Raw genomic sequence first — 25,504 nt, 5'->3', positions numbered from 1 at the left:
GCAGCACCCGCGCCGGCTGGCGTCGCAGTTCCGCGTCCACCTCGCGCCAGAAGCGCTCGTCGTCCTCAAGATCGGCGTTCACTCCGCCGCCCCCGCATCCTCGCCGAACAAGCCCGTCCCCGCAGCCCGCCGCGCGTCCATGGCGCGCAGCCGCTTCAGCATCTCGGCGCGCAGCCGGTCGGTCTCGGTCGCGTCGTCCTCGCTGTCGGTCTTCTGCTGCAGCGCTTCGAGCCGCTGGAGTTCGAGCAGCTTCTCCAGCGTGCGCGCCGACTGCGAGATCGCCTCGACCCGCGCCTTGGCCCCCGGCGCCGGATCGGCCTCGCCGGTCTCGTTTTGCCTGGCACGCAGCGCCTTCGACGCCTTCTCCAGCGCCCGCACCTCGATCGTCAGGGCCCGCATCAGCCGCTCCGACAGAAGCGCTCCGCTCTCCATCGCCGCCGGCATCGCTTCCCTCCGAATGCAAAAGGGCGGCCGCTTCCTTCCGGAAGCCTACCGCCTTGTCGTCCGCACCATCTCGACTGTGCCTGAACCCTACCCGAGCACCGTCACGCTGTCAATGACTATTTTCCTATTTTTGCTTTTCTTCCTATTCCAACAGCCGGCGGCCGGATCCCTTCGCCGGGATCGTCGCCCGGCCAGCTCGCGAGATGATCCTCGTAGTCCTCCAGCTCGAACCCCTCCTCGCTGATCGTGCGGCCGCGGGCCGAAATGCCGGCCTGATGCACCGTGTCGGGATCGCCGGACAGGAGATGGTGCCACCAGTAGAGGTCGCGCCGCTCGGCCACGAGCCGGTAGCCGCAGGTCGGCGGCAGCCAGCCGATCGTGCGCACCGTCGGCGGGTCGAGCGACACGCAGTCGGGGATCGTCGCATGCCGGTCCTCGTAGTCGGAGCAGCGGCAGCTCTGCCCGTCGAGCAGCTTGCAGGCGAGATCGGTCCAGATGATCTCGCCCGTGTCCCAGTCTTCCAGCTTGTTCAGGCAGCAGCGCCCGCAGCCGTCGCAGAGCGATTCCCACTCGGCCGGGCTCATCTCCTCCAGCGTCTTGCGCTTCCAGAAGGGACTGTTGCTCAAAGGGCGCACCTGGCTTCTTGGCTTGGGGATGGCGACCGCGATCCTTGCCGGATCGGACGCTCGTCCACACCTCTTGCACCAGAATGGGGCGGAAGGTGAACCCTTCGTCGATTGTCTCGCGGTACGGTTGCTGTAAAATGCCGTGAAGCGCCTCGATGGCCTGCCGGGTGGAAGTCTGATCGTGCCGAATGTCTGGTCCCGCAAGCCCGCCCCCCGGCGCAGCCCCTCCCGCCTGATCGAGGTTGATGCCTGGCTGGATTCCAGCCTTTGGCGATTCTTTCACGGCCTGTCGACGCGGCTGGAGGCGGTCAGCGTCTATTCCCGGCGCTTTCGCGTGCGCGGTTTCAACCGGGCTCTCGTCGAGATCACCTGTGAGGCGATGACGCTCGGCGTCGCCGGGTTCGTCCTGCTTCTCCTCCTCGCCCAACCGGCGATGAAGAAGACCATCGACGGCCTGCCGCAGCAGGCGGATTTCTCGGTTCTCTTCCTCGATCGCCACGGCAACGAGATCGGCCGGCGCGGCATCCTCAAGGCGAACGCCGTTCCGATCGACGAGCTGCCGGACCAGTTCGTCAAGGCGGTGCTGGCCACCGAGGACCGGCGCTTCTTCGAGCATTGGGGCATCGATTTCCTCGGCCTCGCCCGGGCGCTGAGCGAGAACGCGCGCGCCGGCGGCGTCGTGCAGGGCGGCTCGACGCTTACCCAGCAGCTCGCCAAGAACGTCTTCCTGTCGAACGAGCGCTCGCTCGAACGCAAGATCAACGAGGCGTTCCTCGCCCTCTGGCTCGAGGCCAATCTCACCAAGCGCGAGATCCTCGGGATGTATCTCGACCGCGCCTACATGGGCGGCGGCACGAACGGCGCGGCGGCGGCGGCCGAGTTCTATTTCGGCAAGAACATCCGCGACGTGAACCTGGCCGAGTCGGCCATGCTCGCCGGCCTCTTCAAGGCGCCGACGCAATACGCCCCGCACAAGAACCTGCCGGCCGCCCGCGCCCGCGCCAACGTCGTTCTGTCCGCCATGGTCGATTCCGGCTTCATGACCGAGGGCCAGGTCGTCGCCGCCCGCCGTCATCCGGCCGTGGCGGTGGACCGCTCGGTGATCCAGTCGCCGGATTATTTCCTCGACTACGCCTTCGAGGAGGTGCAGCGCGTCGCCGCCGCCCTGCCGCAGCGCACCTTCGTCGCCCGCACCACGATCGACATGGGCCTTCAGAAGCTCGCCGATGAGTCCGTCGACTTCCACCTGCGCCAGTTCGGCAAGTCCTACGGCGTCGAGGAAGGCGCGATGGCCGTCATCGCCGACGACGGCGGCGTCGTAGCGCTGGTGGGCGGGCGCGACTACGGCCTCTCGCAGTTCAATCGCGCCACCCGCGCGCTTCGCCAGCCGGGCTCGTCCTTCAAGGCTTATGTCTATGCCGCCGCGATGGAGGCCGGGCACAAGCCGACCGACTTCATCGTCGACGGGCCGGTGCGCGTGGGCAACTGGTCGCCGCAGAACTACGGCAATTCCTTCGCCGGCCGCATCCAGATCCAGGACGCGATGGCCCGCTCGCTCAACACGGTCGCCGTCAAGCTCAGCCAGGAGACCGGCGTCGGCAAGGTCGCGGCCCTCGCCAAGGCGATGGGCGTCGAGACCCCGCTGCGCGGCGACAAGACGATCGCGCTCGGCACCAACGAGGTGACCGTGCTCGATCAGGCGACGGGCTACGCCACCTTCCCCGCCGGCGGGCTCACCTCGCATCGCCATGCGATCCAGCAGATCACCGACGCCGACGGCTCGGTGCTGTGGGATGCCGAGCGCGACATGCCGCCGCGCGTGCGCGTCCTGTCGGAAGAGGCGACGAAGAGCATGAACACGATGTTCGTGCGCATTCCCGAAGTCGGCACCGCCCGCCGCGCCCGCCTGTCGATGACGCGCGCCGGCGGCAAGACCGGTACCACGCAGGGTTACCGCGACGCTTGGTTCGTCGGCTTCACCGGCAATTTCACCGCCGCCGTCTGGTATGGCAACGACACGTTCAAGCCGACGAACAAGCTGACCGGCGGCGGTCTGCCGGCGATGACGTGGCAGCGCTTCATGGAAGCGGCCCACCAGGGCATCGAACTGCGCCCGATCCCCTTCATCGACGACCCCATTCCCGCGCCCGGTTCCATCGAGGTCGCCAAGACCGAGGGCGACGACGGCGCGCCGCGCATCGCCCGCCCGAGCACCGTCACCGGTTCGACGCAGAAGGTGCTGGCCGACCTCGAACGACTGCTCACCACCACCGAGCCGCTCGCGCCCGAAAAGTTCGCAGCCTCCGCGACGCCGGCCGCGATCCCCGCCACGCCGATCGCCAATCGCTGAGATGGGGTGCGTGACAGGCACTGGCATCGCCGCCCGTTCGGCGCGATAGAGGCGGCATGCGCTTCGCTCTTCTCGTGCTCCTCGCCATCGGCATCGCTCTCGGCCTCGGCAGCTGGTCCGCCGCCACCATGCTGGAGCGGTTCGAGGGCTCGGACATTCTCGTCGTCGGCCCCTGGCATGCCGATCGCACCGCGGGCTCGCCGGGCGCCGATCCCTATTCGAAGGCGCGTCTCGCTCGCTCGGGCAATCTGACCCTGGGTCTCGGCGAAGGCGTCGCCTTCCAGGCCCGCGTCGACACGCAGGGGCGCGAGCTGCGCCGCGAATGCACCTACCGCCTGGAGGGCGCCTATCCGCCTGCCCGCATCGCGACGCTGGCCGCCTACGACTTCGAGGGCCGGCTGATCCGCGGCCTCGAGGGGCGTCCCGATCATCTCGTCTCGCTCGACTGGATGCGCGAGGACGACAATTCCGCGATCGTCTCCGTCAGCGCACAGGCCCAGCCCGGCAACTGGCTGGCGACCACCGGCGACGGCGGCTTCATCCTGGCGCTCACCTTCTACGATTCGCCGATCAGCACCGACAGCGGCGCCGCACCCATCGCCATGCCCCTGATCACGCGCACGGGATGCCTCATCGATGGGTAAGCTGCTGCTCGCCGTCCTCATCGGCCTCGTCGGCGCCGCCGTGATCCACATCGCGATCGTCTTCGCGATCCCTGGCCAGGCCGAGAACGACGCATGGAGCCGGCTGTCGCGCCTCGGGCCGATCTTCTCGGTGGTCCGCATCGAGGGCGACCCGATCGGCGCCGCCGCCGCCCCGGAGCCGCGCCCCGCCGACTTCGTCTTCGTCGATCCCGCCTTCATCGCGGCCGCATGCCGCTTCACCACCGAGGCCGGGCCGGTGCGCCTCTATGCCGAAGCCGAGACCAGCTTCTGGACGGCGTCCATCTACGGCGCCAATGGCGACAATCTCTATTCGATCAGCGAACGCGTGGCGCTCGACGGGCGGCTCGATCTGCTCGTGGGCACCCGCGAGCAGTTGGACCTCGCCCGCGTCGAGGGCTCCGCCGCCGATCCGCAGTCCATTCCCGTCGAACTGCCGGTGAGCGAGGGCTACCTCACGGTCCGCGCGCTCGTCGGCGCGCAGAGCGAACGCCCCTTCGTCGATCGCTTCGCCCGGTCGCTGCAGTGCCGCCCGGCGACATCAGACGAGTCGGGCCAGCCGGCCAACTGAACGCGGATCCCGGTGAAGCGGACGCCCGATCGGCTCAGGACCGCGCGTCGTCCGGTTGGCCCGAATGCCCCAGCGAGAAGCCGAGTTCGACCGGCGACAGCGTCCCGGCGGATCGCTCGCTCAGCCGCTCTCGGCGCACGCAGGGCAGGATCACGATGTCCGCCTCGCCTTGCCATGCGCGTGGCCGAGCCGAGTGTTGCGGATCGGGTCGGATGAAGCGATGCACGACTGCCATGATGGTGTTCCCGCCTGCCGACGTCCCCTCCGGGGCCGCGAGCTCAACTGATCGATCGTACGGTTCTCTCATCGAACCCGGACGTCAGGGCCGATCCACTGCGCTTGTAGCGCCGTGAACTGCCGTCAGCCTGAAGTCCGCGCGTGCCGACCGGGAACCATCCCCGAGTGTCGCCATACCCCTTGTGCTCTGCGTCCCCGCGCCGCCCATCAGGGGCGAGACGGGATCATGCAGGACCGCGTTGTCCCCAGTGAAGCGGCTCAAGGTTAACAGCTTGCTAAGATTTTAGGCGGTATTCTGCCCGTCAGAGCATCAACGCGATGACAAACGCCTGGAGTGTCATGAAAGACGCCGCACCGCGGATCTTCCGATCCCTCGAACGTCAGGCCGGGCAGCAGGAATTCGACACGGTGGTCGCCGCCGCGGTCGCCGCCTACTCGTCCTTGCGCCACCCCAGCACCTCCCAGGCCGAAGAGCTCAGCCGGCTGGTGCTGCCGCTCTGGAGCCGCGTCAACGCCGACACGCAGCGCAACCTCGCCGCCGCCCTGTCCCACACCCAGCGGATGCCGCGCCCGCTCGTCGATCTCCTGCTCGCCGCCCCGATCGAGGTCGGCGCGCCCTTCCTCGTGTCGAGCCCGGCGCTGACCGGCGCCGACATCGCGCGCCTGGCCGCCTCGGGCGACGAGCGGGTCGTTCGTCTCGTCAAGAACCGCGTCGGCCGCGCCGATGCTCCCGCCGCTTGCCCCCTGCCCGAGCCGGAGGCCGCACCGTCCGCCCCCGCCGAGGCTCAGGAGGCCGCAAGCGAGATCCCCGCGCCGAGCCTTGCGGCCGACTTCCTGTCGGTGACGCCGATGATGCCGGATGTCGCGGGCGAGCCGCCGCTGCGCACTGCGGCGAGCGTTCGCGAAACCCTGCGCCGGCTGGCGCTGGCCGGCCGCAAGGCGCCCCCGCCGGTGGCCGCCCAGCCCGCGCCCGCGCCGGAACCACCGACCTTCGCCGCGCTGATGATGGCCGCCATGCGCCGCGACGAGCCGCGCTTCTACCGGACCCTGTCCGACATCTTCGGCCTCACCGACACGACGCTGGCGACCATCCGCGACGACGAGGGCGGCGAGCGGCTCGCCGTGGCGCTGAAAGCCCTGAAGGCGAACGCGGCGGATGCGATGAGCATTCTCATGCTGGTGAAACCCTCCATCGGCCTCGACGTCGCCGCCTTCGACGAGATGGCGCGCTTCTACAAGGCGCTGCGCTCCGAGGATTGCCGCGCCGCCATCGGCGCCTCCCGCCTGCCCCGCCCCGCCGAGCACCAGCCCCTCACGGCCCCGGAGCGCTACGACACGGCGCCCATGCCGCGCCGCGACTTCGGCCGCCGCGCGGCCCGCCCCGACGAGCGCAAGGCCAAGGGCTGAGCGCCAGCGGAGCCTCATACACGACACCGAACGGACCGAGTCGCGGTCCGTTTTCGGATGGGCGACTTGGAACATGCCGGCTGCCGATGCCGTCATCGAGAGATGATCTGAGAACGCCGCCTTAGTCGCTCTCGACGATCGTCAGGTAGGTTTCCGGCCGCTCCGTCTCGATCTCGATCACCCAGAAATCCGGGTCGAACCGCGCTTCGCGGGCCAGCCGCGCCGCGACGCCTGCCTCGTCGCTCGCCGTCTCCTCGACGAAGCGCCGGTCGCCGCACTCGTCCGCCAGGGATTGCGGCGCCGGGCCGAACAGCCGGACCCCGCCGCTGCGATCGCGCGCGACGACGAAGATCGCGCCCGCCGCCTCCGCGCCGCGCCGCTCCACAGCCGCGAAGTTCCCTTCCGAAAACAGCCGCCGGGTGAGCGCGGCGGCGAAGATCTCGCTGGTGAGACGCAAGGCCCCCGCCCTCAGCGGCCGGTGCTGACGGCCTCGAGCCGGGCCAGAACCTCGCGCGACGGCTCGCCCGTCACATCGAGGCTTTCGAGCGCCTGGAACGTGCGGATCGCCGCCTTGGTGCGCTCGCCGAGGATGCCGTCGGCCACGATGTCGGCCACCCGCGCCTCGCCGAGCTTCTCTTGGATCTGGCGCACGAGCTCGGCATCGGCCGAAGGTTGGGCGGCAATGCCAGCGGTCTCGCCGAGATCGACGCCGTCGTCGAGGCTGGCGAGACGCCCGTCGCGCGGCACGTCGCCCGCCTGCCGGATCTGCGTCAGCAGCAGCGGCGTCGCCATGCCGTCGACGCGCAGCCCCCGCTCGCTCTGGAACTCGCGAATGGCAATGTCCGTCGCCTGCCCGGCGCGCCCGTCGATCGGCGCCTTGTAGAGGCCGCGTTCGGCCAGCAGGGTCTGCACCTCGCGCACGAGCGGGAAGGCGAGGATGCGCGGATCGTTGGCGATCTCGACCGGCTCGGCCGTCGGCACGGGAACCTGCCGCACGCCGCGCGTCGCCGGCTGCGACATCAGACGCGCGACCTCGTCGGGACGGGTCGAGAGCATCGGATGCGCATGGCGACCCGCCTGCCGGTTGATCGCATTGTCGGCCACGACGCCGGCCATGGCCGAGAACACCGCGAGGCTGCCGAAGAGGATCGGCCGCGCCGCCAGAACCCGGCCACCGGCGACGAGACCGCCGGCCGCGCCGCGCAGCATCGCCCCGGCCAGTCGATGGGCGGGCTTAGGCCGTGCGGCGGTCCGGGTCGGCTTGCGGGAGGAGACTGTCTTTTTTGCGGGCATGGGTCAGCGCTACGACGTTTTCGGATGGGGTTCCACCGGCGAGGATCCGCTCGGCGCAGTTCGTCGGGATCCGGACGGTGACGACGGTGCCCCGTCCGGGCTGGCTTTTGATGCGGAGCGAGCCGTGGTGGAGTTCGGCCAGTCCCTTCACGAGCGACAGGCCGAGACCCGTTCCCTCGTAGCGACGCGCCAGCCCCTGCGACAGCTGCACGAAGGGTCGCCCGAGGCGGTCGATGTCCTCGGCGCCGATGCCGATGCCGGTGTCCGTCACCTCGAAGACGAGCGCGCCGTCCTGTGTGCGCACGCTGAGGCACACCGTGCCTTCATGCGTGAACTTCACCGCGTTGGCGAGGAGGTTCACGAGGATCTGTTGGCAGGCCCGGCGGTCGGCGACGATCGTGTCGTCGAGCGGCGCGAGCTTGACGAGGAAGCGCAGGCCCTTCGCATCCGCCTCGCCGCGGATCATCTCGGCGGCGCACTGCGCCATCTCGGTGATCGAGAAGGGCTTCGGCGCCAGTTCGTAGCGACCCGCCTCGAGCTTGGACACGTCGAGAAGCCCGTTCACGACGTCGAGGAGATGCTGGCTGGAACGGCGGATCAGCCCCACATATTCCTTCTGGCGCGGGTCGGCGAAGGCTCCGAAGACCTCTTGGTCGAGGAGATCGGAGAAGCCGATGATCGCGTTCAGCGGCGTACGCAGCTCGTGCGAGACGGTGGCGAGCAGCGCCGGCGAGTCCGTCGGCAGGCCGATCGCCTCGGCCCGTGCAGACGCCATCGGCATCGGCTCGGTCGAGCTCAGATCGACGAGATCGACATTGGCGAGCGATCCGTCGTTGCGGCGAACCGGCACAAGCCGCAACGCCATCGCCGCGAAACCCTCGTCGTCTTCGACGCGCAGATCGAGATCGAAGGGACCCGAACCCAGGCGGATTTCGTCCATCGCCTTCAGGAAGGCGACGCGGTCGAGAAGGTGCAGGCGCTGGCTGAAACGCTGGGCTTCGCCCTGCGCCCCGAGCGCCGGCATCCGGCCGGCCGGCGGAAGAATGGTGCCCTCGGCATCGAGCCGCAGGAACGGCGTCGGTAGGGCCTCGGCGGCGCGAGCCCTCGAGCGGCGCAGCCGCCATGCGGCGATTGCGCCGTAGAGCGCGAGGACGGGCAGTGCGACCCAGCCGCCGGCCAGTCCCTGCCCGGCCGGTCCCATGCCGTGCAACGACAGGAAACCGACGAGGCCGAAGGCGGCGAAGACCGACGGCAGCATCAGGCGGAAGAGAAGACCGCAGCCGGCGAGGCGCGCTTCCGCCAGCCCGACGAGCAGAAGCGCGGCGGGCCACAGGCTGTCGATCGAGACGCAGAGCACGCCGACCAGCGCGGCGGCGACGGTGTAGAGCGCGGCGGCGACGAGCTCGAACTCGCCGGACAGCGCCAGAGCGGCGGCCCCCGCCAGGCTGATCGCCGCGATGAGGCTGAAGCCGAGCGTCGCGGCGAGACCGAGGCCGGCCAGCATGGCGAGCGGCGTCAGCAGCGCCGCCAGAAGACCGGCACCGACGAGACCGGCGATCGCACGAGCCTGCAGCCGGCGACGGGCGGGATCGCTCACGCCGGCGGCGACGAGGCCCTCGAAGGGACGGATCACGGCGGCCCGAAGGCTGCCGAGATCAGCCTGTCCCGTCCGATTCCTCCGTGCGCAACCATGGGGATTCATCATCGATCCACATTCATCGGCCGGGAAATCCAGGACCATCATGGCCCCGCCGAACCGTCATTCAACATGGGACGGACGATGGGCCTTAACCGTTTAAGGAAGCCATAAACCAAGTTCGCGGCCCCCTCGAAGCGCCCCGCCGGAGCCTGTGGAAAGCCACCAAGCCGGACCTGCCTGCGATCATGGTTAACGCCCATTGAAGACCGCTTTCCGCAGTTCTCTCAAACACTTGCCGAATTGGCCGCGTCGGGTGCCGTTCGCTTGCCTCGCCCAAACGCGCCGAATTCGCTTCAGTTTGAGATAAATTCGCTCCACGAACGAAACGCCGGTCTCATCGGGGCCGTTCAAGGTGCGTGACATCGGAAGCCCGTCTTCCGAAGACAACACGATTGGGCGTCGAACGATGCGCTTCCTTTTGAAGATCGCTTTCCTGTTGGGGCTTGTCGCCCTGTTCCTGCCGTCGGGGCGGGAGGATGGCGACATGTCGGGGCCTCAACTCTCGCCGATTGTCCTCTTCTATGGCGCGCAGCAGGCGGTGCAGGATCTCAGCGGCTTCTGCGACCGGGCGCCGGCCGCCTGCGCCACCGGCCGCGACGCGATCCGCTTCGCCGGCGAGCGCATCGGCGACGGTCTGGCTCTCGCCTATTCCCTCGCCAACGAGCGCCTGAACGCCCCCACCGACATTGACACCGTGCCGCCCGTCCGCCCCGCGCAGGCCGCTTCGCCCGTCCCGGACGCCGTCGGTTCGGTGGAGCGCACGCCCCGTCCCGTTCACGTCAACACGCAGGCCCCGCGTCCCCGCCCCTACAGTCCGCCCGTCAGCGAGCGCGCGCTCGCCGTCCCGGCCGCGGACGCGCCCGGCGCCGAGGAGACGGCCTCGATCCCGGCCGCTGCTCCCAGGAGCGGGACCCCGCGCACCGCGGCTGCCGGCGAGCCCGCGCAGCCCTTCCGCATGCCGGCCCTTGGCAGCGGCGGCGAGGATTCTCGGCGCTCGATCCCGCTCGGTGACCTGCCACCGCCTCATGCGCCGCTGCCGCAGCCCGCACCCCGCGCCTGACAAGCTGGCCGGCACAGCCTATATGAGGCCCACGCCCGCCCGTCCGAGGGCCGCGACAGGGACCGTTTCATGCGCCGGATCGACGACATCATCGCGGATTTCGAGCTTCTCGACGATTGGGAAGACCGCTACCGCTATGTGATCGAACTCGGGCGCGAGCTGCCGCCTCTCGACGACGCCGACCTGAACGAGGCGACGAAGGTGCCGGGCTGCGTCAGCCAGGTCTGGCTTACCAGCCGCGCCGATGGCGGCTCGCCGCCGCGCATCACCTTTTCCGGCCAGTCGGATGCTCATATCGTGCGCGGACTGGTTGCCATCGCCCTGTCCTTCTATTCCGGCCGCACCGCGCCCGAGATCCTGGAGCAGGACGCCGAGGCGCTGTTCGAACGCCTCGGGCTTCGCGAGAACCTGACGCCGCAGCGCTCCAACGGGCTGCGCTCGATGGTGGCGCGCATCCGCAACGATGCCCGTGCCGCGCTGGAAACCGCCTGAGGGATCGAGCCGGCGCTGGAGTAAATTCAGTGAACAGGGGTTCGCCAAATAGGCTTCAGACTTCCGCTTTGTTCGCATTGTCCGACGGCGAAGCACGTCCGCTTCGTCTGGACAGGCTTTAGCTCCGCCAGCTTCGCGTGCGCGCCCCGGCCGTGCCGGCCTCAGCGACCAGCCCGTAATGGCGGGCGAGCGCGGCGAGCCCGACCTTCAGCAGGAGTTTGGCCGAGCGCGCCGGCCAGCGGCGCTCGCGCTCCACCAGTTCGGTGCCCTTCAGGAAGCAGCAGATATCCACGAGGACGCCGGAGAGTTCCGGACCGACCGCCTGCAGCGCCTCGCTGGCGCGGCGATGACAGTCCGCCCGGTGATCGCTCCAGTCGGTCGGGGCGCCGCCGCCCCCGCCCGTCCCCGGCAGCCGGTCCCAGCGCTGCGTCACGCTCGGCATCATGCCAGCGCGGGTCCAGTCGGCGCGAAGGCGCTCGCCGGCCTCTGCCTCTTCGGCGCTGAGGAAGGGCTTCCCGTCGCCGCATGGTCGGTTGGCCAAGCGGGCGAGCGGCGATTCGTCGGCGGGCGTGCGACGCGTCGCCATCCTCAGGCTTCCCCGGCTTCGTCGCCGGCCTCCGGCAGCGCCAGCCGGCGACAGGACTGCGCCAGTTGCTCCATGCGCGACAGCAGGCGGTCGAAGGTCTCGTCGTCGCGCTCGTCCTCGATCCGCGCGATAGCGTAGGAGATGCTGCTGCGATCGCGGGCAAAGCCGCGCGACACCGCCAGGAGCGGCAGCTGGAAGGCGACGTGCGCCAGATAGATGGCGATGTGGCGGGCATGCGAGACCGCTGCACTGGCGCGGCGCGCCGACAGGATCTCGGCGGCCGACACCGCCAAGAACATCGCCACGATGTCGGCGGCGACGCGGCACTGAAGGCGGCCGCGCCAGCCGAGTTCGGCCAGCGGCGGCAAGCGGCCAAGGGCCGGGCTCGTCAGGGTTCGGGGGGTCTGCGTCGCCATGGGATCCTCGCCTCGTTCCGGGCCTCCCTTCTACAACCCCTGCGCGGATATAGGAATATTTTCTCTTACTTCCCGACCCGCGATCGCCCCGGGACCCGGCTTTTCCAAAGGTTATCCCCGCAATCCCCAACTCGTGCTCAGGATTCTATCCCCCGTCCCCGGCCGGTCGGCATCATCGCCCGACATGTCGATCAGGAGGATGCGGATGACCCCGCTGGAGGATGGCACGGCCCTCGGCCGTTTCGAAATGCGGTTGCGCGAAGCGGCCCGGGCGCACGCGACAGGCGCCGCGAATGCGCAGGACATGCCGCGCTGGCTTCTTCTGCGATACGGGATCACAGCCATCCCGGCACCTCTCGATGCTTCGACACGGCGGATGCTGACGGAGCGGTTGCGGATCGAGGATCGGCGCCTGCTACGTGCGGCCCGCGCAGGTCGACCGGGCTACGACCTCGGCCGCCACCTCGCCTTGCGGCGTCTTGCCTGCCGGCTCGAAGCCCCCGAACCTGCGCCGACCCCACGGCCACCCTCGGGCGCGGAACTCAACGCCCGGTTCGCGCGAGGTCGACGACGCCAACGCGATCGCCAGAACTGTTAGTTCCCGCCTAACCCGCCAAGGCGAGCGACATCGGAGCGGCCTCCACCGGCACCGCCTCGGCCCGGAACCCGGCGAACAGCCCGTCGAAGGTCAGCGTTCCCATCTCGACGATGTCGAACTCCTCCTTCGACTGCAGCCATTCCGTGAAGATGCCGGTGAAGATGCAGATGCACGCGTTGGCGGCCAGTTGCGGCGTCCAGCCGGCGCGCAGCAGGCCCATGTCGCGGGCCCGCTCGAACACCTGGACCACCGTGCGGTGCATGTGGTGCTCGGCCTCGCGGTGACAGATCATCGCCTCCGCCATCTCGCCCACATACTCGCAGCGCAGCGTCAGGATCGTCAGCACCCGACGGGCACGCTCGTCCGCCACAAAACGCCGGATACTTTCCAGCGTGACGCGGTGGAGCGCTGCCATCGGGTCGCTTTCGCCGAGGATGTTCTGCGCCTGGAAGAACTCCTCCTGCGGCAGATAGGCCCGCTCCTGCATCGCCTGGAACAGCGCCGACTTGCCGGTGAAGTGCCAGTAGATCGCGCCGCGCGTCACGTTGGCCGCTGCAGCGATCTGCGACAGGCTGGTCTGGCTCACGCCGCGCTCGAAGAACATCTGCTCCGCCGCATCGAGAATCGCACACCGCGTTTCGGCCGCCGCTTCCTTGGTTCGCCGCACTGACCATCTCCTTGATTACATCCATTTATGAATGTATGTATGGTGCAACGCAATACCCTACATGCCGCGGGATCCGCGGCCGGAGCCTCCCTGATGCGCCTCGACCGACACGCCCTGTCGATCCTCTTTCTCGCCGCCGCGCTCGCTCCGGCCAAGGCCCAGCAGCCCGGCGGTGCGGCCCCGCCGCCGCCCGGCGTCACCGTCGAGACGCTGGTCGCCAAGCCCGTGCCCGTCACCTACGAATACCCCGCCCGCGTCGCCGCCTCGCGCGTCGTCGAGGTGCGTGCGCGCGTCGGCGGCATCCTGCTCGAGCGCACCTTCACCGAGGGTGAGCGGGTGAAACAGGGCGATCTCCTCTTCAACATCGATCGCCGGCCGTTCGAGGCCGAGGTGGCGTTGGCCGAGGCGCAGGTACAGCAGGCACAGGCAACGCAGGCGCAGGCTCGTCGCACCGAGGAGCGCGCCCAGGCGCTCGTGCGCAGCGGCGCCACCTCCACCGCAACGGTCGACGACGCCACCTCGCAGCGCGAACTCGCCGACGCCTCGGTGGCGCAGGCGCAGGCCCGGCTGCAGACCGCCACCCTGTCGCTCGACTATACGTCGGTCGAGGCCCCCGCGAGCGGCCTCACCAGCCTCGAGCAGGTGCCGGAAGGCTCTCTCCTGACCTCGGGCGACCTCCTCACCCGGATCACCCAGCTCGATCCCGCCTACGTCAACTTCTCAGCCGCCGACACCGAAGCCGCCTCGATCCGCCAGCTCATCGAAAAAGGCGCGGCCGAGGGCTCGATCGACGATCTCAAGGTCACCGTGAAGTTCGGTGACGGCTCGACCTACGCCAAGGTCGGCAAGATCGACTTCACCTCCTCCTCGATCGACCAGGAGACCGGCACGATCCTCTCGCGCGCCGTGCTCGACAATCCCGACAGCCGCCTGCTGCCCGGCCAGTTCGTGCGCGTCGAGATCGACGGGCTGATCATTCCCGACGCGCTGTCGATCCCGACAGAGGCGCTGATGCAGGGGCCGCAGGGCACGTTCGTCTACGGGCTGACGCCTGAGAACCTCGCCGAGGTTCGCCCGGTCACGGTCGGGCGCGAACTCGACGGCACGCTCCTCATCGCCTCCGGCCTCAAGGCCGGCGACCGCATCGTGACGCGCGGCGTCATCAAGGTGCGCCCGGGTTCGCCCGTCTCGCCGGTCGCCGAAGCCGCGCCCGCCGCAGCGCCCACGGCCGACGCCGCGCCGGCCGCTCCCACAAAGTCCGTCGCCGAGGCCGCCCAGTGAACTCCCGCTTCTTCGTCGACCGGCCGGTCTTCGCCGCCGTCATCTCGATCATCATCGTGATCGGCGGCCTCGCCGCCATGCGCGCGCTGCCGATCGAGCAGTATCCCGAGCTCGTGCCGCCGCAGGTCCAGGTGGCCGCGACCTATCCCGGCGCCTCCGCCGAGACCCTCGCCCAGACCGTGTCCGCGCCGATCGAGCAGCAGATCAACGGCGTCGAGGATATGATCTACATGACCTCGTCGAACTCCTCGACGGGTTCGGCCACGATCACCGTCACCTTCCAGTCGGGCACCGACCCCGACCAGGCGACGATCAACGTCAACAACCGGGTGCAGCAGGCGATCTCGTCGCTGCCGTCCGAGGTCCAGCGCCTTGGCGTCACCGTGACGAAGCAGTCCTCGTCGATCCTCGCGGTCGCGACGATGTCGTCTACCGACCCGCGCTACGACGCCACCTATGTCTCGAACTACGCGCTGCTCTACGTTCTCGACGAGTTGAAGCGCATTCCCGGCATCGGCAACGCCCAGCTCTTCGGCGCCCGCAACTACTCGATGCGCATCTGGCTGCGGCCAGACCAGCTGGCGCAGTACAAGCTGACGCCGGGCGACGTCGCCACCGCGATCCGCGAGCAGAATGCCCAGTTCGCCGCGGGCCAGTTCGGCGCGCAGCCCTCGAACAACGACCTCGCCTTCACCTATTCGGTGACGACGGCGGGCCGTCTACCCGACGCGCAGGCCTTCGAGAACATCATCATCCGCTCCGACGCCAACGGCGCGGCGCTGCTCCTCAAGGACATCGCCCGCGTTGAGCTCGGCAGCCAGGACTACGCCTTCAACGCCACCTACAACGGCGATTCCACCGTCCCGATCGGCCTCTATCTCCAGCCGGGCGCCAACGCGCTCAACGTGCTGGCGGCCGTCAACTCGCGCATGGAGGAACTCTCCGAGCAGTTCCCGGACGGCATCTCCTTCGCCGTTCCCTTCGACACCACCAAGTTCATCGAGGCCTCGATCGAGTCGGTGATCCACACCTTCATCGAGGCGATGGTGCTGGTGCTCGTCGTCGTCTACCTCTTCCTTCAGAGCTTCCGCGCCACGCTCATTCCGATGATCGCGGTGCCGGTGTCGATCATCGGCACGTTCGGCGTGCTTCTGGCGCTCGGCTTCTCGATCAACCTCCTGACCCTCTTCGGTCTCGTGCTCGCCATCGGCATCGTCGTCGACGATGCGATCGTGGTGCTCGAGAATGTCGAGCGCATCATGCGCGAGGAAGGGCTGAAGGCGAAGGACGCCACAGCCAAGGCGATGACCGAGGTCACCGGCCCCGTCATCGCCATCGTGCTCGTGCTCTGCGCCGTCTTCATCCCCGTCGCCTTCCTCGGCGGCCTCGCCGGCACGATGTACCGCCAGTTCGCCGTCACCATCGCCGTGTCTGTGACGATCTCGGGCATCGTGGCGCTGACGCTCACCCCGGCGCTCTGCGGCATTCTCCTTCGCAACGAGCACAAGGAGCCGATCGCGCCGTTCCGCTGGTTCAACCGGATGTTCGACCGGATCACCGACGGCTACGGCCACGGCGTCGCGTTCATCATGCGCCGGGCCTTCCTGGCGTTGGTGCTGATGGCGGCAATGATCGGCGGCATCGTCTACTTCTTCCAGACGATTCCGGGCTCGCTCGTGCCCAACGAGGACCAGGGCACGAACTTCGTGGTCGCCATCCTGCCGCCGGCGGCCTCGCTCAGCCGCACCACCGACGTGATGAACCAGGTCAGCGCCAACATCCTGAAGAACCCGGCGGTCTCCGACGTCGTCGCCTTCGCCGGCTTCGACCTTCTCTCCGGCTCGCAGAAGTCCAGCGCCGGTGCGGCCTTCGTGACGCTGAAGGACTGGGGCGAGCGCACCGATCCGAGCCAGGACGCCCGCAACCTGCCGGGCACCTTCATCGGCGCCAATGCCGGCATCCAGGACGCGATGGTGCTGGCCTTCTCGCCGCCGCCGATCCAGGGCCTCTCCACCACCGGCGGCTTCGAGCTCTTCGTTCAGGACCGTTCGGGCAACGGCAGCCAAGGGCTGATCGAGGCGACGAACGCGCTCATCGCGGCCGCCGCCAAGCGGCCGGAACTGGCGGGCGTTCGCACCAGCTTCGACGCCAACGTGCCGCAGTACCAGATCGACGTCGACCGCGAGAAGGCCAAGGCGCTCGGCGTTCCCATCGCCTCGATCTTCGAGACGATGCAGTCGACCTTCGGCTCGCTCTACGTCAACGATTTCACCCTGCTCGGGCGCAACTACCGCGTCTCGCTGCAGTCGGAATCGGACTTCCGCGAGAAGCCCGACGACCTGCGCTTCGTCTACGTGCAGGCGGCGAGCGGCTCGATGGTGCCGCTGGATTCGCTGCTCATCACCAAGCGCGTGGTCGGCCCCGACCTCATCGAGCGCTTCAACGCCTTCAACTCGGCCAAGGTCTCCGGCGGTCCCGCCCCCGGCTTCTCCTCCGGTCAGGCGCTCGAAGCCATGCAGGCCGCGGCGGCCGAAGCCCTGCCCGAGGGCTATGAGGTCGCGTGGACCGGCTCGGCCTATCAGGAGATCCAGGCGGGCGGCACCGGCGCGATCGCCATCGGCTTCGGCATGGTGATGGTGTTCCTCATCCTCGCCGCGCAGTACGAGCGCTGGTCGCTGCCGATCGCGGTGCTTCTCGCCGTGCCCTTCGCCATGTTCGGTGCGTTGCTCGGCATCTTCCTGCGGGGCCTCGAAAACGACGTCTACTTCCAGATCGGTCTGGTGACGCTCGTGGGCCTCGCGGCCAAGAACGCGATTCTCATCGTCGAGTTCGCGGTGCTGAAACGCGAGGAGGGTCTGTCGGCCTTCGACGCCGCGCTTCAGGGCGCCAAGCTGCGCTTCCGCCCGATCGTGATGACCTCGCTGGCCTTCGTCCTTGGCGTCGTGCCGCTGGCCACGGCCACCGGCGCCTCGTCAGCCAGCCGCCACTCGATCGGCACCGGCGTCATCGGCGGCATGCTGATGGCGACCTTCATCGCGATCTTCTTCATCCCGCTCTTCTACAAGCTGCTGGCGCGGGACAAGAAGCCCAAGACCACCGACACGCCCGAGCGCGCCGCGCCCGCCGGCGGACCGCACCCGGCCCCGGCCGAATGACCCATGAAAAAGGGCGCCGTGAGGCGCCCTTTTTCATGCCAGGGATCGCACCGGACCCGATCAGGATCGAAGCCAAACTGCGGCCAGGGGCGCGAGCCACCCGATCAACCCGATGGCCATGGCCACCCAGACGAGGATGATGGCGATCATCGCGCCCCGGCTCGCTGGCCGGCCGGACCGCGCCATCGCCGCCGCCCGGTACTCGTCCATCAGCTCGTTCGGGATCATCCGCACGATCAGCGCGATGGCGATCGGCAGCAGGATGACATCGTCCAGATATCCGATGATCGGAATGAAGTCGGGAATGAGGTCGATGGGGCTGAGCGCATAGGCCGCCACAGCGCCGGCCGCGATCTTGGCGCCTCGCGGCGTCCTCGGGTCGCGTGCTGCGATCCAGAGTGCGACGACGTCCCGCTTGATGGCCCGCGCCCACTCCTTGGCTCTCGCCAGCATCGCAAAACTCCCGCCCGCCTTCATCGATGGCGTGCCTGTCGCACCGGACTCCGGGCATGTCCACCCGGCAGTCCTAGCACTAAGCGCCTCGACCGCCTCGCTCGACTCGGCTGGTTGAGCGAGGCAGTCGGGATCTGTTGGCGCTCAGTCGACGCCCACCATCACGTCCGACGCCTTGACGATCGCATAGGCATCCGAGCCGACGCTCAAGGCCAGATCGTCGACGGCCTCGTTGGTGATGGCGGCGGTCACGATCGTCCCGGCGACGTCGATGCGCACATGCGCCGTGGTCGCGCCCTTCTCGATCGAGACGACGCGACCCTTCAGGCGGTTGCGAGCGGAAATCTTCATCGGGTTTCTCCTTCGTGTGATGACCGGATCGGTCGGGGGGACGGGTGCCGCCCCGTCAGGGCGCGGCTTCGGTGGTGGACAGCGAGACGCCCTTCACCTGCGCGAACACGGGCTTGCCGGCGCTCAGATCGAGAAGCCGGGCGGAGCGCCGGGTGATGCGGGCGAGGCATTCCTGCCCGCCGGGCAGCGCCAGGAAGACCTGCATCTCCGCCTCCCCCACCGGCTCGATCCGGCGAATGGTCGCGTCCAGCACGTTGAGGATCGTCGAGCCCGCCGGGCGATCGAGCGCGAGGCTGACATCGGCCGCCGCGATCCGCAGCCGCACCGCCTGCCCCACCGGCACCGGGCGCGCGGTGACGAGCACCGCCTGCCCGCCGAGATCGAGCCGCAACAGCCCGTCGGCCGCATCGAAGCCCGACACGACGGCATCCAGCACGGCCGCCGCGCCCCGCATCGCGGCGAGCGGCAAGGCGGGATCGGTCAGCACGGCGTTGAGTGCGCCGGCCGCCAGCACCCGCCCCTGCCGCAACAGCACGACCCGATCGGCGAGGCGCTCGACCTCGCTCATGTCGTGGCTGACGAGGATCGCGGGAATGCGCAGCCGCGCATGCAGCCGTTCGAGATAGACAAGGATTTCGTCCTTGGCGGTGCGGTCGAGCGCCGACAGCGGCTCGTCCATCAGCAGCAGGCGCGGCTGGGAGAGCAGCGCGCGTCCGAGCGACACCCGCTGGCGCTCGCCGCCCGACAGCTGCGTCGGCGCCCGCGCGATCAGCGGCTCGAGTCCGAGGAGATCCACCACCTCGTCGAAGCCGATCGTCTCCCCGGTGCCGGCGGATTTCGCCCGGCTGCGTCCGTAGTTGAGATTGCCGCGCACGGTGAGATGCGCAAACAGGCTCGGCTCCTGGAACACCATGCCGACGCGGCGCCTGTGGGTCGGCACGAAGCGGTGCCCGTCCTGCCAGACCTCGCCGCCGACCGCCAGCCGCCCCGGCAGGCGCAGCAGCCCCGTGAGGCAGCGCAGCACCGTCGTCTTGCCGCAACCGGACGGGCCGAACAGCGCGGTGACGCCGCGCATCGGCGCCTCCAGCGCCACGTCGAGATCGAACCCGCCCACCCGGCCGGCGAAGGCGGCCTCGATCATGCCGCCCGCCGCCTGGCGCGGCGCTCCATCAGCTGCACCGAGAGGATCACCACGAAGGCGAAGGCGAGAAGACCGGCCGACAGGATATGCGCCTCGCGCCAGCGCAGCGTCTCGACGAAATCGAAGATCGCCACCGACAGGACCCGCGTCTCGCCGGGAATGTTGCCGCCGATCATCAGGATCACCCCGAACTCGCCCACCGTGTGCGAGAAGCCGAGCACCGCGCCCGTCGCCAGACCGGGGCGCGCCAGCGGCAGCGCGACGGTAAGGAAACGGTCGAGCGGCGAGGCGCCGAGCGTCGCGGCGACTGCCAGCGGCCGCTCGCCCATCGCCTCGAAAGCGTTGCGGATCGGCTGCACCACGAAGGGGAGCGAGCCGATCGTAGAGCCGACCACGAGGCCGGTGAAGGAAAAGGCGAAGGTGCGAAGGCCGAGCGGCGCACCGAGCCAGCCGCCGAGCGCGTTGGGCCCGAGCGCGATGAGCAGGTAGAAGCCGAGGACGGTCGGCGGCAGCACGAGCGGCAGCGACACGACGGCCGCCACCATTTCCTTCCACCAGCGCGGCGAGCGCGCCAGCCACCAGGCCAGCGGCGTGCCGACGAGAAGAAGAATCGCCGTCGTTGTCGTCGCCAGTTCCAGCGTCAGCCGGATCGGCGACCAGAGTTCATCCATCGCCCGATCGCCCCCGGCCGTCGCGTTCTATTCGCCCGTGCGGTAGCCGTATTGGCGGATGATCTCCAGCGCCTTGGGGCTCTTCAGGAAGGCAACGAACGCCTTTGCGGCCTCGTTGCTCTCGCCCTTGGTCAGCAGCACCGCATCCTGCCGGATCGGCGTGTAGAGCGACTGCGGCACCGCCCATTGCGAGCCGCCCTTGGCGTTCACCACCTGCCCCAGCGCTACGAAGCCGAGTTCGGCGCTGCCGGTCTCGACAAATTGGTAGGCCTGCGCGATCGACGTGCCCTGAACGATGCGCGGCGACAGCGTGTCGAAGAGGCCGAGCGCCTTCATCGTCTCCACCGCGGCCGCGCCGTACGGGGCCGCTTCCGGGTTGGCGATGGCGATCTTATTGAAGCCTTTGCCCTTCAGGGTCTCGCCGTCCTTCACGAGGGCCGGATCGGCCGAATAGAGCACGAGCTGGCCGATCGCATAGGTGAAGACCGAGCCCTTGACGCCCAATCCCTCGCTCGCCGCCTTTTCGGGGCGCACGTCGTCTGCCGCGAGGAACACCTCGAACGGCGCGCCTTGCGTGATCTGCGTATAGATCTGGCCGGTCGAGCCGAAGGAGAGCACCGCCTCGTCGCCGGTCTCGGCCTGGAAGGCGGTGGCGATCTCGTTGGCCGCGTCGGTGAAATTGGCGGCGACGGCGATCTGCGCCGAGGCCGCGAGCGCCGAGCCGGACGAGAGGAGAAGCGCTGCCAGTCCGGCGAGGATCGCATGGCGGCGGGGGCGTGCGAGGCGAATCATGCGAGGTTGGCTCCGTTATGTCCGATGGACCATATCGAAACCTAGAGCCGCATTTTCGGCTGGCAAGCGTTATGTCGGATCGACCCTATCGCTCGCGCTCTCGTGTTGGGGATGCGACCCCAGGCGGGCCTCCAGCGCTTTCAGATCCTCCGCGATCGCGGCGTCGCTGAGGCGCTGCATCCGCCGGTAGCGCTCCAGAACCTCGGTGCCGAGATCGGTCAGGACGGCGCCGCCATGGCCGCTGCCGCCGCGATGAACCACAACGAGCGGCGTGTCGAACGTGGCGTTCAGGTGCTCGATCAACGTCCAGGCCCGCTTGTAGCTCATGCGCATCGCGCGCCCCGCCGCCGCGATCGAGCCGGTGTCGCGAATGCCTTCGAGGAGATCGGCCCGGCCCGGCCCGACGATGCGCTGGTCGCCGAAGAGCAGTCGCAGGCGCGGGACGAGCGACGGCTCGGCATCATCGGGTTTCATCGAAGCGGGCTCATGCGGGGGTCCATCCTCTTGCCGCGCCAGAGGAGCACAGGCGGGGCGCCCGCTCCACTCCACCCGCGCACAAGATCATTGCGAGAGCCCGCCGAGCCGCGGACGGCGACCGGGCGCGGGCTCAGCCGCGATCGTTGCTCACGCGGTAGTGCAGCTTGACGATGCCACCCTCCACCGTGTCGTTCGACAGGAGTTCGAGCTTGCGCGATCCCCGCCAGTCGCCGGCGATGTCGAAGAGCGAGGGCGCATCCTTCCGCCCGTCCGTCAGCGGCAGGACGAAAACGAGCAGTTCGTCGACGAACCCGGCATTCAGCACCGACCCGTTGACCCCGCCGCCGCCTTCGAGAAGCAGCCGCTTGATCCCAAGCTCGCGGCCGAGAACGTCCAGCACATGGGCGAAGTCGATCTCGTCCTCACCGCCGAAGATGTACGAGACGCCGCGCTGGCGCAGGAAGGCGAGATAGTCGTCGGAAACGCCCGTTGAGAGCACCGCGACATAGTGCTCGCCGTCGATGTTGTCGGTCTTCCAGTTGAGCTTGCCCGAGCGGTCGATCGCAATCGCATAGCCCTTGGCATGGCGCTGCGCGAACCAGTCGGTGCGCTCGATCGGGCCGGTGGCGAGGCCCCGCTCCCAGTCGCCGGCCGCATCGAAATCCTCTTCCAGCGTCACCCGGCCGACGAGCCAGGCATCGCCCTCCAGCGCGTCGTGGGCGTCCTCGAATATCTTCGAAGGCGCGTCGATCGCCCAGCCTTCCGTCAGCACGCGGCCGTCGATCGAGGTCATCATGAGGCAGAGGACGTGAGGCTTGGTCATGTCGGATCGGTCCGGTTGGCGATCGCCGGGATCGGCTGATGAGGGAAACAGCGAAACGCCGGCCTTTCGGCCGGCGTTCCCGTCATGCGTTGAGCGATGACGCTCAGGCAGCCTGCTTCGTCTCGGCGAGCGAGGCCATGTCGATGACGAAGCGATAGTGGACGTCGCCCTTCACCGTGCGGTCGAAGGCCTCGTTGATGTCGGCCATCTTGATCATCTCGATGTCGCAGACGATCCCGTGCTCGGCGCAGAAATCGAGCATCTCCTGCGTCTCCTTGATGCCGCCGATCAGCGAGCCGATCACGGACTTGCGCCCGATGATGAGGTTGGCGCCGCTCACCGGCGGGTCGAGCGGGCCGATGACGCCGACGATGATGTGCGTGCCGTCGCGCTTCAGCGTGCCAATATAGGGGTTGAGGTCGTGCGGCACGGGCACCGTGTCGAGAATGTAGTCGAATCGGCCGGCGGCCGCCTGCATGGCGGCCTCGTCGGTCGAGAAGATCACGTCGCTGACGCCGAGCGCGCGCGCCTCGGCTTCCTTCGTTTTGGATCGGGTGAACAGCGTCACCTCCGCGCCCATCGCCACGCCGAACTTGATGGCCATATGGCCGAGGCCGCCGAGGCCGACCACCGCCAGCTTGTCGCCCTTGGCGAGCTTCACGTGCTTGAGCGGCGAATAGGTGGTGATGCCTGCGCAAAGGAGAGGCGCGGCAGCGGCCAAGTCGAGCTTTTCGGGCATGCGCAGCACGAACTTCTCGGTCACGACGATCTTGTCGGAATAGCCGCCATAGGTCGGGATCCCGTCGCGCTTATCGGTGTCCGCATAGGTCTGCGTCATGCCCTTTTCGCAGTATTGCTCGAGGCCCTCAGTGCAGGACGGGCAATCCTGGCAGCTGTCGACCATGCAGCCGACGCCCACCTTGTCGCCGACCTTGAAGCCGGAGACCTTCGAGCCGACGGCCGAGACGCGGCCGACGATCTCGTGCCCGGGCACCAGCGGATAGGTGGCCCAGCCCCAGTCGTTGCGCGCCTGATGGATATCGGAATGGCAGACGCCGCAATGGGTGATGTCGATGAGCACGTCGTCGTCGCGAAGGTCCCGGCGCTCGAAGCTCCAGGGCTTCATCGGGGCGCTGGCGTCGGTGCAGGCAAAGCCGAAGCTCGGGGTCATGGGAGTTTCCTCGAAAGATGAAGCGGACGGGCGGTCCGATCGCGCGACAGATAATGCAGTGCAGCGAGAAGGCCACCTTAGGAAGTGCGTCGGCGCGAAGGCCCAAGTGCACAAGTGCCCCGCTTGTGACGGTCCCGCTTCTTGGCTACGGATCGGCTCGGGATCGATGGGGAGAAAGAAGCGCATGATCGTCGTGTTCGGATCGGTGAATGTCGATCTCGTCTGCCGGGTCGAGACCATCCCGAAACCGGGCGAGACGGTGCTGGCTCCGGGTTACGAGCGCATGTCCGGCGGCAAGGGCGCCAACCAGGCGGTCGCCGCCGCGCGGGCCGGCGCCGTGACGCACTTCGCCGGCGCCGTGGGGCAGGATGCGTTCGGCGAGGCCGAGGCCGCCACGCTGGAGGCCGAAGGCATCGACGTCTCGGCCCTGGCGCGGCTGAACGAGCCGACCGGCTGCGCCTTCATCACGGTGGCCGTGGACGGCGAGAACGCCATCACGGTGGCCAGCGGCGCCAACCGGCTGGCGAAGGCGGCGAGCCTGTCGGCCCTCTGGTCGCAGAAGCCTTCGGCGCTCGTGATGCAGATGGAACTGCCCTTCGAGGATACGGTGGAGGCCGCTCGCGCGGCGCGCGACCACGCGGTGCCGGTCCTCCTCAACCTCGCGCCCGTGCCGGTCGGCGTCTCCTCAGGTTCGCTGCGCGCCCTCTTCGCCTCCACCGACCTTCTCATCGTCAACGAGCACGAGCTGGCCGAGACCGCCGCCATCCTCGGGATCCAAGGCTCCGAGCCGGCCTCGCTCGCCGCGGCGGTCGCCACTGAAACCTCGCTCGCCGTGCTGGCGACGCTCGGCTCGGACGGTGCCATCCTCGTCGAGGCCGACGGCGGCATCGAGCGGTTCACCGCCCCCTCGATCCGGCCGGTCGATACGACCGGCGCCGGCGACACGCTCTGCGGCGTCCTCGCCGCCGGCCTCGACGCCGGCCTCGGTCGTGCCGACGCCGTGCGCCGCGCAGTCGCCGCCGCCTCGCTGGCGTGCCTCAGCTTCGGCGCCCGCGCCATGCCGCGCGGGCCCGAGATCGACACGTTCCTCGCACGGGGCGCCGCATGAGCGCGCCGCGCCGCATCGCCTTCGTTGGCGAGTGCATGATCGAGCTGTTCCACCGCCCCGGCGACGAAGCGGGGACGCTGCGCCGCACGGTGGGCGGCGACACGCTCAATGCCGCCGTCTACTGCCGCCGCGCGCTCGGAGAGACCCGCGACGTCGAGGTCCACTACGTCACGCGCATCGGCGACGATCCGTTCGGCGCCGAGATTCCGGCCTTCATCGCGGACGAGGGCGTCGAGACCGGCTACGTCCGCGTTGCTCCGGGCGAGACGACCGGCCTCTACGCCATCAGCCGCGACGCGGCGGGTGAGCGCTCCTTCGCCTATTGGCGCTCCACGGCCGCCGCCCGCCGCCTCTTCGCGGACGGGCAGGACGCCGACATCGAGCACGCGATCGAAGGCTTCGACGCGCTCTGCTTCTCCGGCATCTCGCTGGCGATCCTCACCCCCGAGGGCCGCGCCCGGCTTCTCGACCTTGCTTCCCGCATGAAGGCCGCGGGGCGCATCGTCGCCTTCGACGGCAACTACCGCCCGCGCCTCTGGACCTCGAAGGACGAGGCCGGCGCTGTGATCGCCGAAGCGCATGCGAGCGCCAGCCTGTCGCTCCCCGGCCTCGACGACGAACAGGCGCTCTTTGCCGACGCCGACGCCCGCTCGGCGACCGAGCGGCTGCTGGCCATGGGCGCGAGCGCCGCGATCGTGAAGTCGGGCGGCGATCCGGCGATCGTCGGCGACGCCTCGGGCCTTCGCGAGATCGCCGGCGTCGCCGCGCCTCGCATCGTCGACACGACCTCGGCCGGCGACAGCTTCAACGGGGCGGCGCTCGCCGTGCTCCTCACCGGCGGCACGCTGGACGAGGCCGCCCGCGCCGGGCACCGGATGGCCAGCCTCGTTATCGGCGAATACGGCGCGATCGTTCCGCGCGGCGCGACGGTCTGGCCGGACGGGCCGCGCGCCACCCCGTAAGCTGCACCGCA

The 25,504-nt window shown here is 69.1% G+C and carries 27 protein-coding genes and 1 pseudogene; 11 read left to right on the top strand and 17 right to left on the bottom strand.

Features of this window, described 5'->3' with window-relative positions:
- Positions 1-78: 78 nt before the first annotated feature.
- Positions 79-444, bottom strand: coding sequence for a hypothetical protein (locus AUL33_RS12375; protein WP_062208168.1), 366 nt, complete (start codon positions 442-444; stop codon positions 79-81).
- A 116-nt stretch (positions 445-560) separates the two neighbouring features.
- Complete coding sequence (locus AUL33_RS12370; RefSeq protein ID WP_082652547.1) at positions 561-1,070, bottom strand: YcgN family cysteine cluster protein; 510 nt, start codon at positions 1,068-1,070, stop codon at positions 561-563.
- Positions 1,071-1,212: 142 nt separating this feature from the next.
- Here AUL33_RS12370 and AUL33_RS12365 point away from each other — a divergent pair, with 142 nt between their 5' ends.
- Genes AUL33_RS12365 through AUL33_RS12355 form a run of 3 tightly spaced genes read left to right on the top strand, consistent with a single transcriptional unit; the run spans position 1,213 to position 4,653 of the window.
- The gene (locus AUL33_RS12365; protein ID WP_374754427.1) at positions 1,213-3,420 is read left to right on the top strand and encodes a transglycosylase domain-containing protein; all 2,208 of its coding nucleotides are present in this window, start codon (positions 1,213-1,215) and stop codon (positions 3,418-3,420) included.
- Between the two features lie 56 nt (positions 3,421-3,476).
- A complete protein-coding gene (locus AUL33_RS12360) occupies positions 3,477-4,064 on the top strand; it encodes a DUF1214 domain-containing protein (protein ID WP_062208165.1) in 588 nt (195 codons plus the stop codon).
- Positions 4,057-4,653: a hypothetical protein gene (locus AUL33_RS12355; RefSeq protein WP_062208161.1), complete on the top strand. Its 597-nt coding sequence runs from the start codon at positions 4,057-4,059 to the stop codon at positions 4,651-4,653. Before AUL33_RS12360 ends, AUL33_RS12355 begins: the two co-directional genes overlap by 8 nt.
- Before the next feature lie 34 nt (positions 4,654-4,687).
- On the opposite strand, the gene AUL33_RS12350 is transcribed toward AUL33_RS12355, so the two are convergent.
- Positions 4,688-4,888 (bottom strand): hypothetical protein, encoded by a 201-nt coding sequence (locus AUL33_RS12350; protein WP_062208158.1) that lies wholly within the window; start codon positions 4,886-4,888, stop codon positions 4,688-4,690.
- Positions 4,889-5,229: 341 nt separating this feature from the next.
- Between AUL33_RS12350 and AUL33_RS12345 the strand changes: the two genes are divergently transcribed.
- On the top strand, positions 5,230-6,297 hold the full coding sequence (locus AUL33_RS12345; protein ID WP_062208156.1) for a hypothetical protein: 1,068 nt from the start codon (positions 5,230-5,232) through the stop codon (positions 6,295-6,297).
- A 121-nt stretch (positions 6,298-6,418) separates the two neighbouring features.
- Here AUL33_RS12345 and AUL33_RS12340 read toward each other — a convergent pair whose 3' ends face one another.
- The 3 genes from AUL33_RS12340 to AUL33_RS12330 are packed head-to-tail and all read right to left on the bottom strand — an operon-like array spanning position 6,419 to position 9,223.
- Entirely contained in the window at positions 6,419-6,754 is a 336-nt protein-coding gene (locus AUL33_RS12340; RefSeq protein WP_062208153.1) for a DUF1491 family protein, read from the bottom strand.
- Between the two features lie 11 nt (positions 6,755-6,765).
- Positions 6,766-7,506 (bottom strand): peptidoglycan-binding protein, encoded by a 741-nt coding sequence (locus tag AUL33_RS12335; RefSeq protein ID WP_062208149.1) that lies wholly within the window; start codon positions 7,504-7,506, stop codon positions 6,766-6,768.
- Positions 7,507-7,531: 25 nt separating this feature from the next.
- Positions 7,532-9,223 (bottom strand): HAMP domain-containing sensor histidine kinase, encoded by a 1,692-nt coding sequence (locus AUL33_RS12330; RefSeq protein ID WP_062208145.1) that lies wholly within the window; start codon positions 9,221-9,223, stop codon positions 7,532-7,534.
- 550 nt (positions 9,224-9,773) lie between these two features.
- Here AUL33_RS12330 and AUL33_RS12325 point away from each other — a divergent pair.
- Positions 9,774-10,349, top strand: coding sequence for a DUF5330 domain-containing protein (locus tag AUL33_RS12325; protein ID WP_156419389.1), 576 nt, complete (start codon positions 9,774-9,776; stop codon positions 10,347-10,349).
- 69 nt (positions 10,350-10,418) lie between these two features.
- On the top strand, positions 10,419-10,841 hold the full coding sequence (locus AUL33_RS12320) for a SufE family protein (protein WP_062208139.1): 423 nt from the start codon (positions 10,419-10,421) through the stop codon (positions 10,839-10,841).
- Between the two features lie 175 nt (positions 10,842-11,016).
- Here the strand turns inward: AUL33_RS12320 and AUL33_RS12315 are convergent.
- Positions 11,017-11,427: pseudogene (locus AUL33_RS12315) on the bottom strand (DUF6456 domain-containing protein); the annotation flags it as partial.
- Positions 11,428-11,429: 2 nt separating this feature from the next.
- Entirely contained in the window at positions 11,430-11,843 is a 414-nt protein-coding gene (locus tag AUL33_RS12310) for a helix-turn-helix domain-containing protein (protein ID WP_062208133.1), read from the bottom strand.
- Positions 11,844-12,048: 205 nt separating this feature from the next.
- Here AUL33_RS12310 and AUL33_RS22185 point away from each other — a divergent pair, with 205 nt between their 5' ends.
- Positions 12,049-12,441, top strand: a complete 393-nt coding sequence (locus tag AUL33_RS22185; RefSeq protein ID WP_156419388.1) for a hypothetical protein — start codon at positions 12,049-12,051, stop codon at positions 12,439-12,441.
- A 7-nt stretch (positions 12,442-12,448) separates the two neighbouring features.
- On the opposite strand, the gene AUL33_RS12305 is transcribed toward AUL33_RS22185, so the two are convergent.
- On the bottom strand, positions 12,449-13,108 hold the full coding sequence (locus AUL33_RS12305; protein ID WP_062208130.1) for a TetR family transcriptional regulator: 660 nt from the start codon (positions 13,106-13,108) through the stop codon (positions 12,449-12,451).
- 93 nt (positions 13,109-13,201) lie between these two features.
- Between AUL33_RS12305 and AUL33_RS12300 the strand changes: the two genes are divergently transcribed.
- Together AUL33_RS12300 and AUL33_RS12295 are read left to right on the top strand one after the other, a co-directional pair.
- The gene (locus AUL33_RS12300; protein WP_062208127.1) at positions 13,202-14,389 is read left to right on the top strand and encodes an efflux RND transporter periplasmic adaptor subunit; all 1,188 of its coding nucleotides are present in this window, start codon (positions 13,202-13,204) and stop codon (positions 14,387-14,389) included.
- Positions 14,386-17,544 (top strand): multidrug efflux RND transporter permease subunit, encoded by a 3,159-nt coding sequence (locus AUL33_RS12295; protein WP_062208124.1) that lies wholly within the window; start codon positions 14,386-14,388, stop codon positions 17,542-17,544. Before AUL33_RS12300 ends, AUL33_RS12295 begins: the two co-directional genes overlap by 4 nt.
- A 60-nt stretch (positions 17,545-17,604) precedes the next feature.
- Here the strand turns inward: AUL33_RS12295 and AUL33_RS12290 are convergent, their stop codons facing one another.
- From AUL33_RS12290 to AUL33_RS12255, 8 genes are all read right to left on the bottom strand, one after another.
- A complete protein-coding gene (locus tag AUL33_RS12290) occupies positions 17,605-17,997 on the bottom strand; it encodes a YkvA family protein (RefSeq protein WP_062208121.1) in 393 nt (130 codons plus the stop codon).
- A 144-nt stretch (positions 17,998-18,141) separates the two neighbouring features.
- Positions 18,142-18,348 carry a molybdopterin-binding protein gene (locus tag AUL33_RS12285; protein ID WP_062208118.1) on the bottom strand — a complete coding sequence of 69 codons (207 nt, stop codon included), beginning with the start codon at positions 18,346-18,348 and terminating at the stop codon, positions 18,142-18,144.
- Between the two features lie 55 nt (positions 18,349-18,403).
- A complete protein-coding gene (gene modC / locus AUL33_RS12280) occupies positions 18,404-19,489 on the bottom strand; it encodes a molybdenum ABC transporter ATP-binding protein (RefSeq protein WP_062208115.1) in 1,086 nt (361 codons plus the stop codon).
- Positions 19,486-20,160 carry a molybdate ABC transporter permease subunit gene (gene modB, locus AUL33_RS12275; RefSeq protein WP_062208112.1) on the bottom strand — a complete coding sequence of 225 codons (675 nt, stop codon included), beginning with the start codon at positions 20,158-20,160 and terminating at the stop codon, positions 19,486-19,488. Before modB ends, modC begins: the two co-directional genes overlap by 4 nt.
- A gap of 27 nt (positions 20,161-20,187) precedes the next feature.
- A complete protein-coding gene (gene modA / locus AUL33_RS12270) occupies positions 20,188-20,952 on the bottom strand; it encodes a molybdate ABC transporter substrate-binding protein (RefSeq protein WP_062208109.1) in 765 nt (254 codons plus the stop codon).
- A gap of 69 nt (positions 20,953-21,021) precedes the next feature.
- Complete coding sequence (locus AUL33_RS12265; RefSeq protein WP_062208106.1) at positions 21,022-21,426, bottom strand: winged helix-turn-helix domain-containing protein; 405 nt, start codon at positions 21,424-21,426, stop codon at positions 21,022-21,024.
- A 133-nt stretch (positions 21,427-21,559) separates the two neighbouring features.
- A complete protein-coding gene (locus tag AUL33_RS12260; RefSeq protein ID WP_062208103.1) occupies positions 21,560-22,252 on the bottom strand; it encodes a dihydrofolate reductase family protein in 693 nt (230 codons plus the stop codon).
- Between the two features lie 103 nt (positions 22,253-22,355).
- Positions 22,356-23,423 (bottom strand): NAD(P)-dependent alcohol dehydrogenase, encoded by a 1,068-nt coding sequence (locus tag AUL33_RS12255; protein WP_062208099.1) that lies wholly within the window; start codon positions 23,421-23,423, stop codon positions 22,356-22,358.
- A gap of 184 nt (positions 23,424-23,607) precedes the next feature.
- On the opposite strand from AUL33_RS12255, the gene AUL33_RS12250 reads away from it, so the two are divergent.
- Together AUL33_RS12250 and AUL33_RS12245 are read left to right on the top strand one after the other, a co-directional pair.
- The gene (locus AUL33_RS12250) at positions 23,608-24,531 is read left to right on the top strand and encodes a PfkB family carbohydrate kinase (RefSeq protein ID WP_062208096.1); all 924 of its coding nucleotides are present in this window, start codon (positions 23,608-23,610) and stop codon (positions 24,529-24,531) included.
- Positions 24,528-25,493: a sugar kinase gene (locus AUL33_RS12245; RefSeq protein WP_062208092.1), complete on the top strand. Its 966-nt coding sequence runs from the start codon at positions 24,528-24,530 to the stop codon at positions 25,491-25,493. Before AUL33_RS12250 ends, AUL33_RS12245 begins: the two co-directional genes overlap by 4 nt.
- Positions 25,494-25,504: the final 11 nt, after the last annotated feature.

It is taken from the genome of Aureimonas sp. AU12 (genome assembly GCF_001463705.1).
GTDB lineage: Bacteria > Pseudomonadota > Alphaproteobacteria > Rhizobiales > Rhizobiaceae > Aureimonas.
The sequence above is the reverse complement of the archived record's forward strand: the minus strand, read 5'-3'. Positions and strand labels throughout refer to the sequence as shown.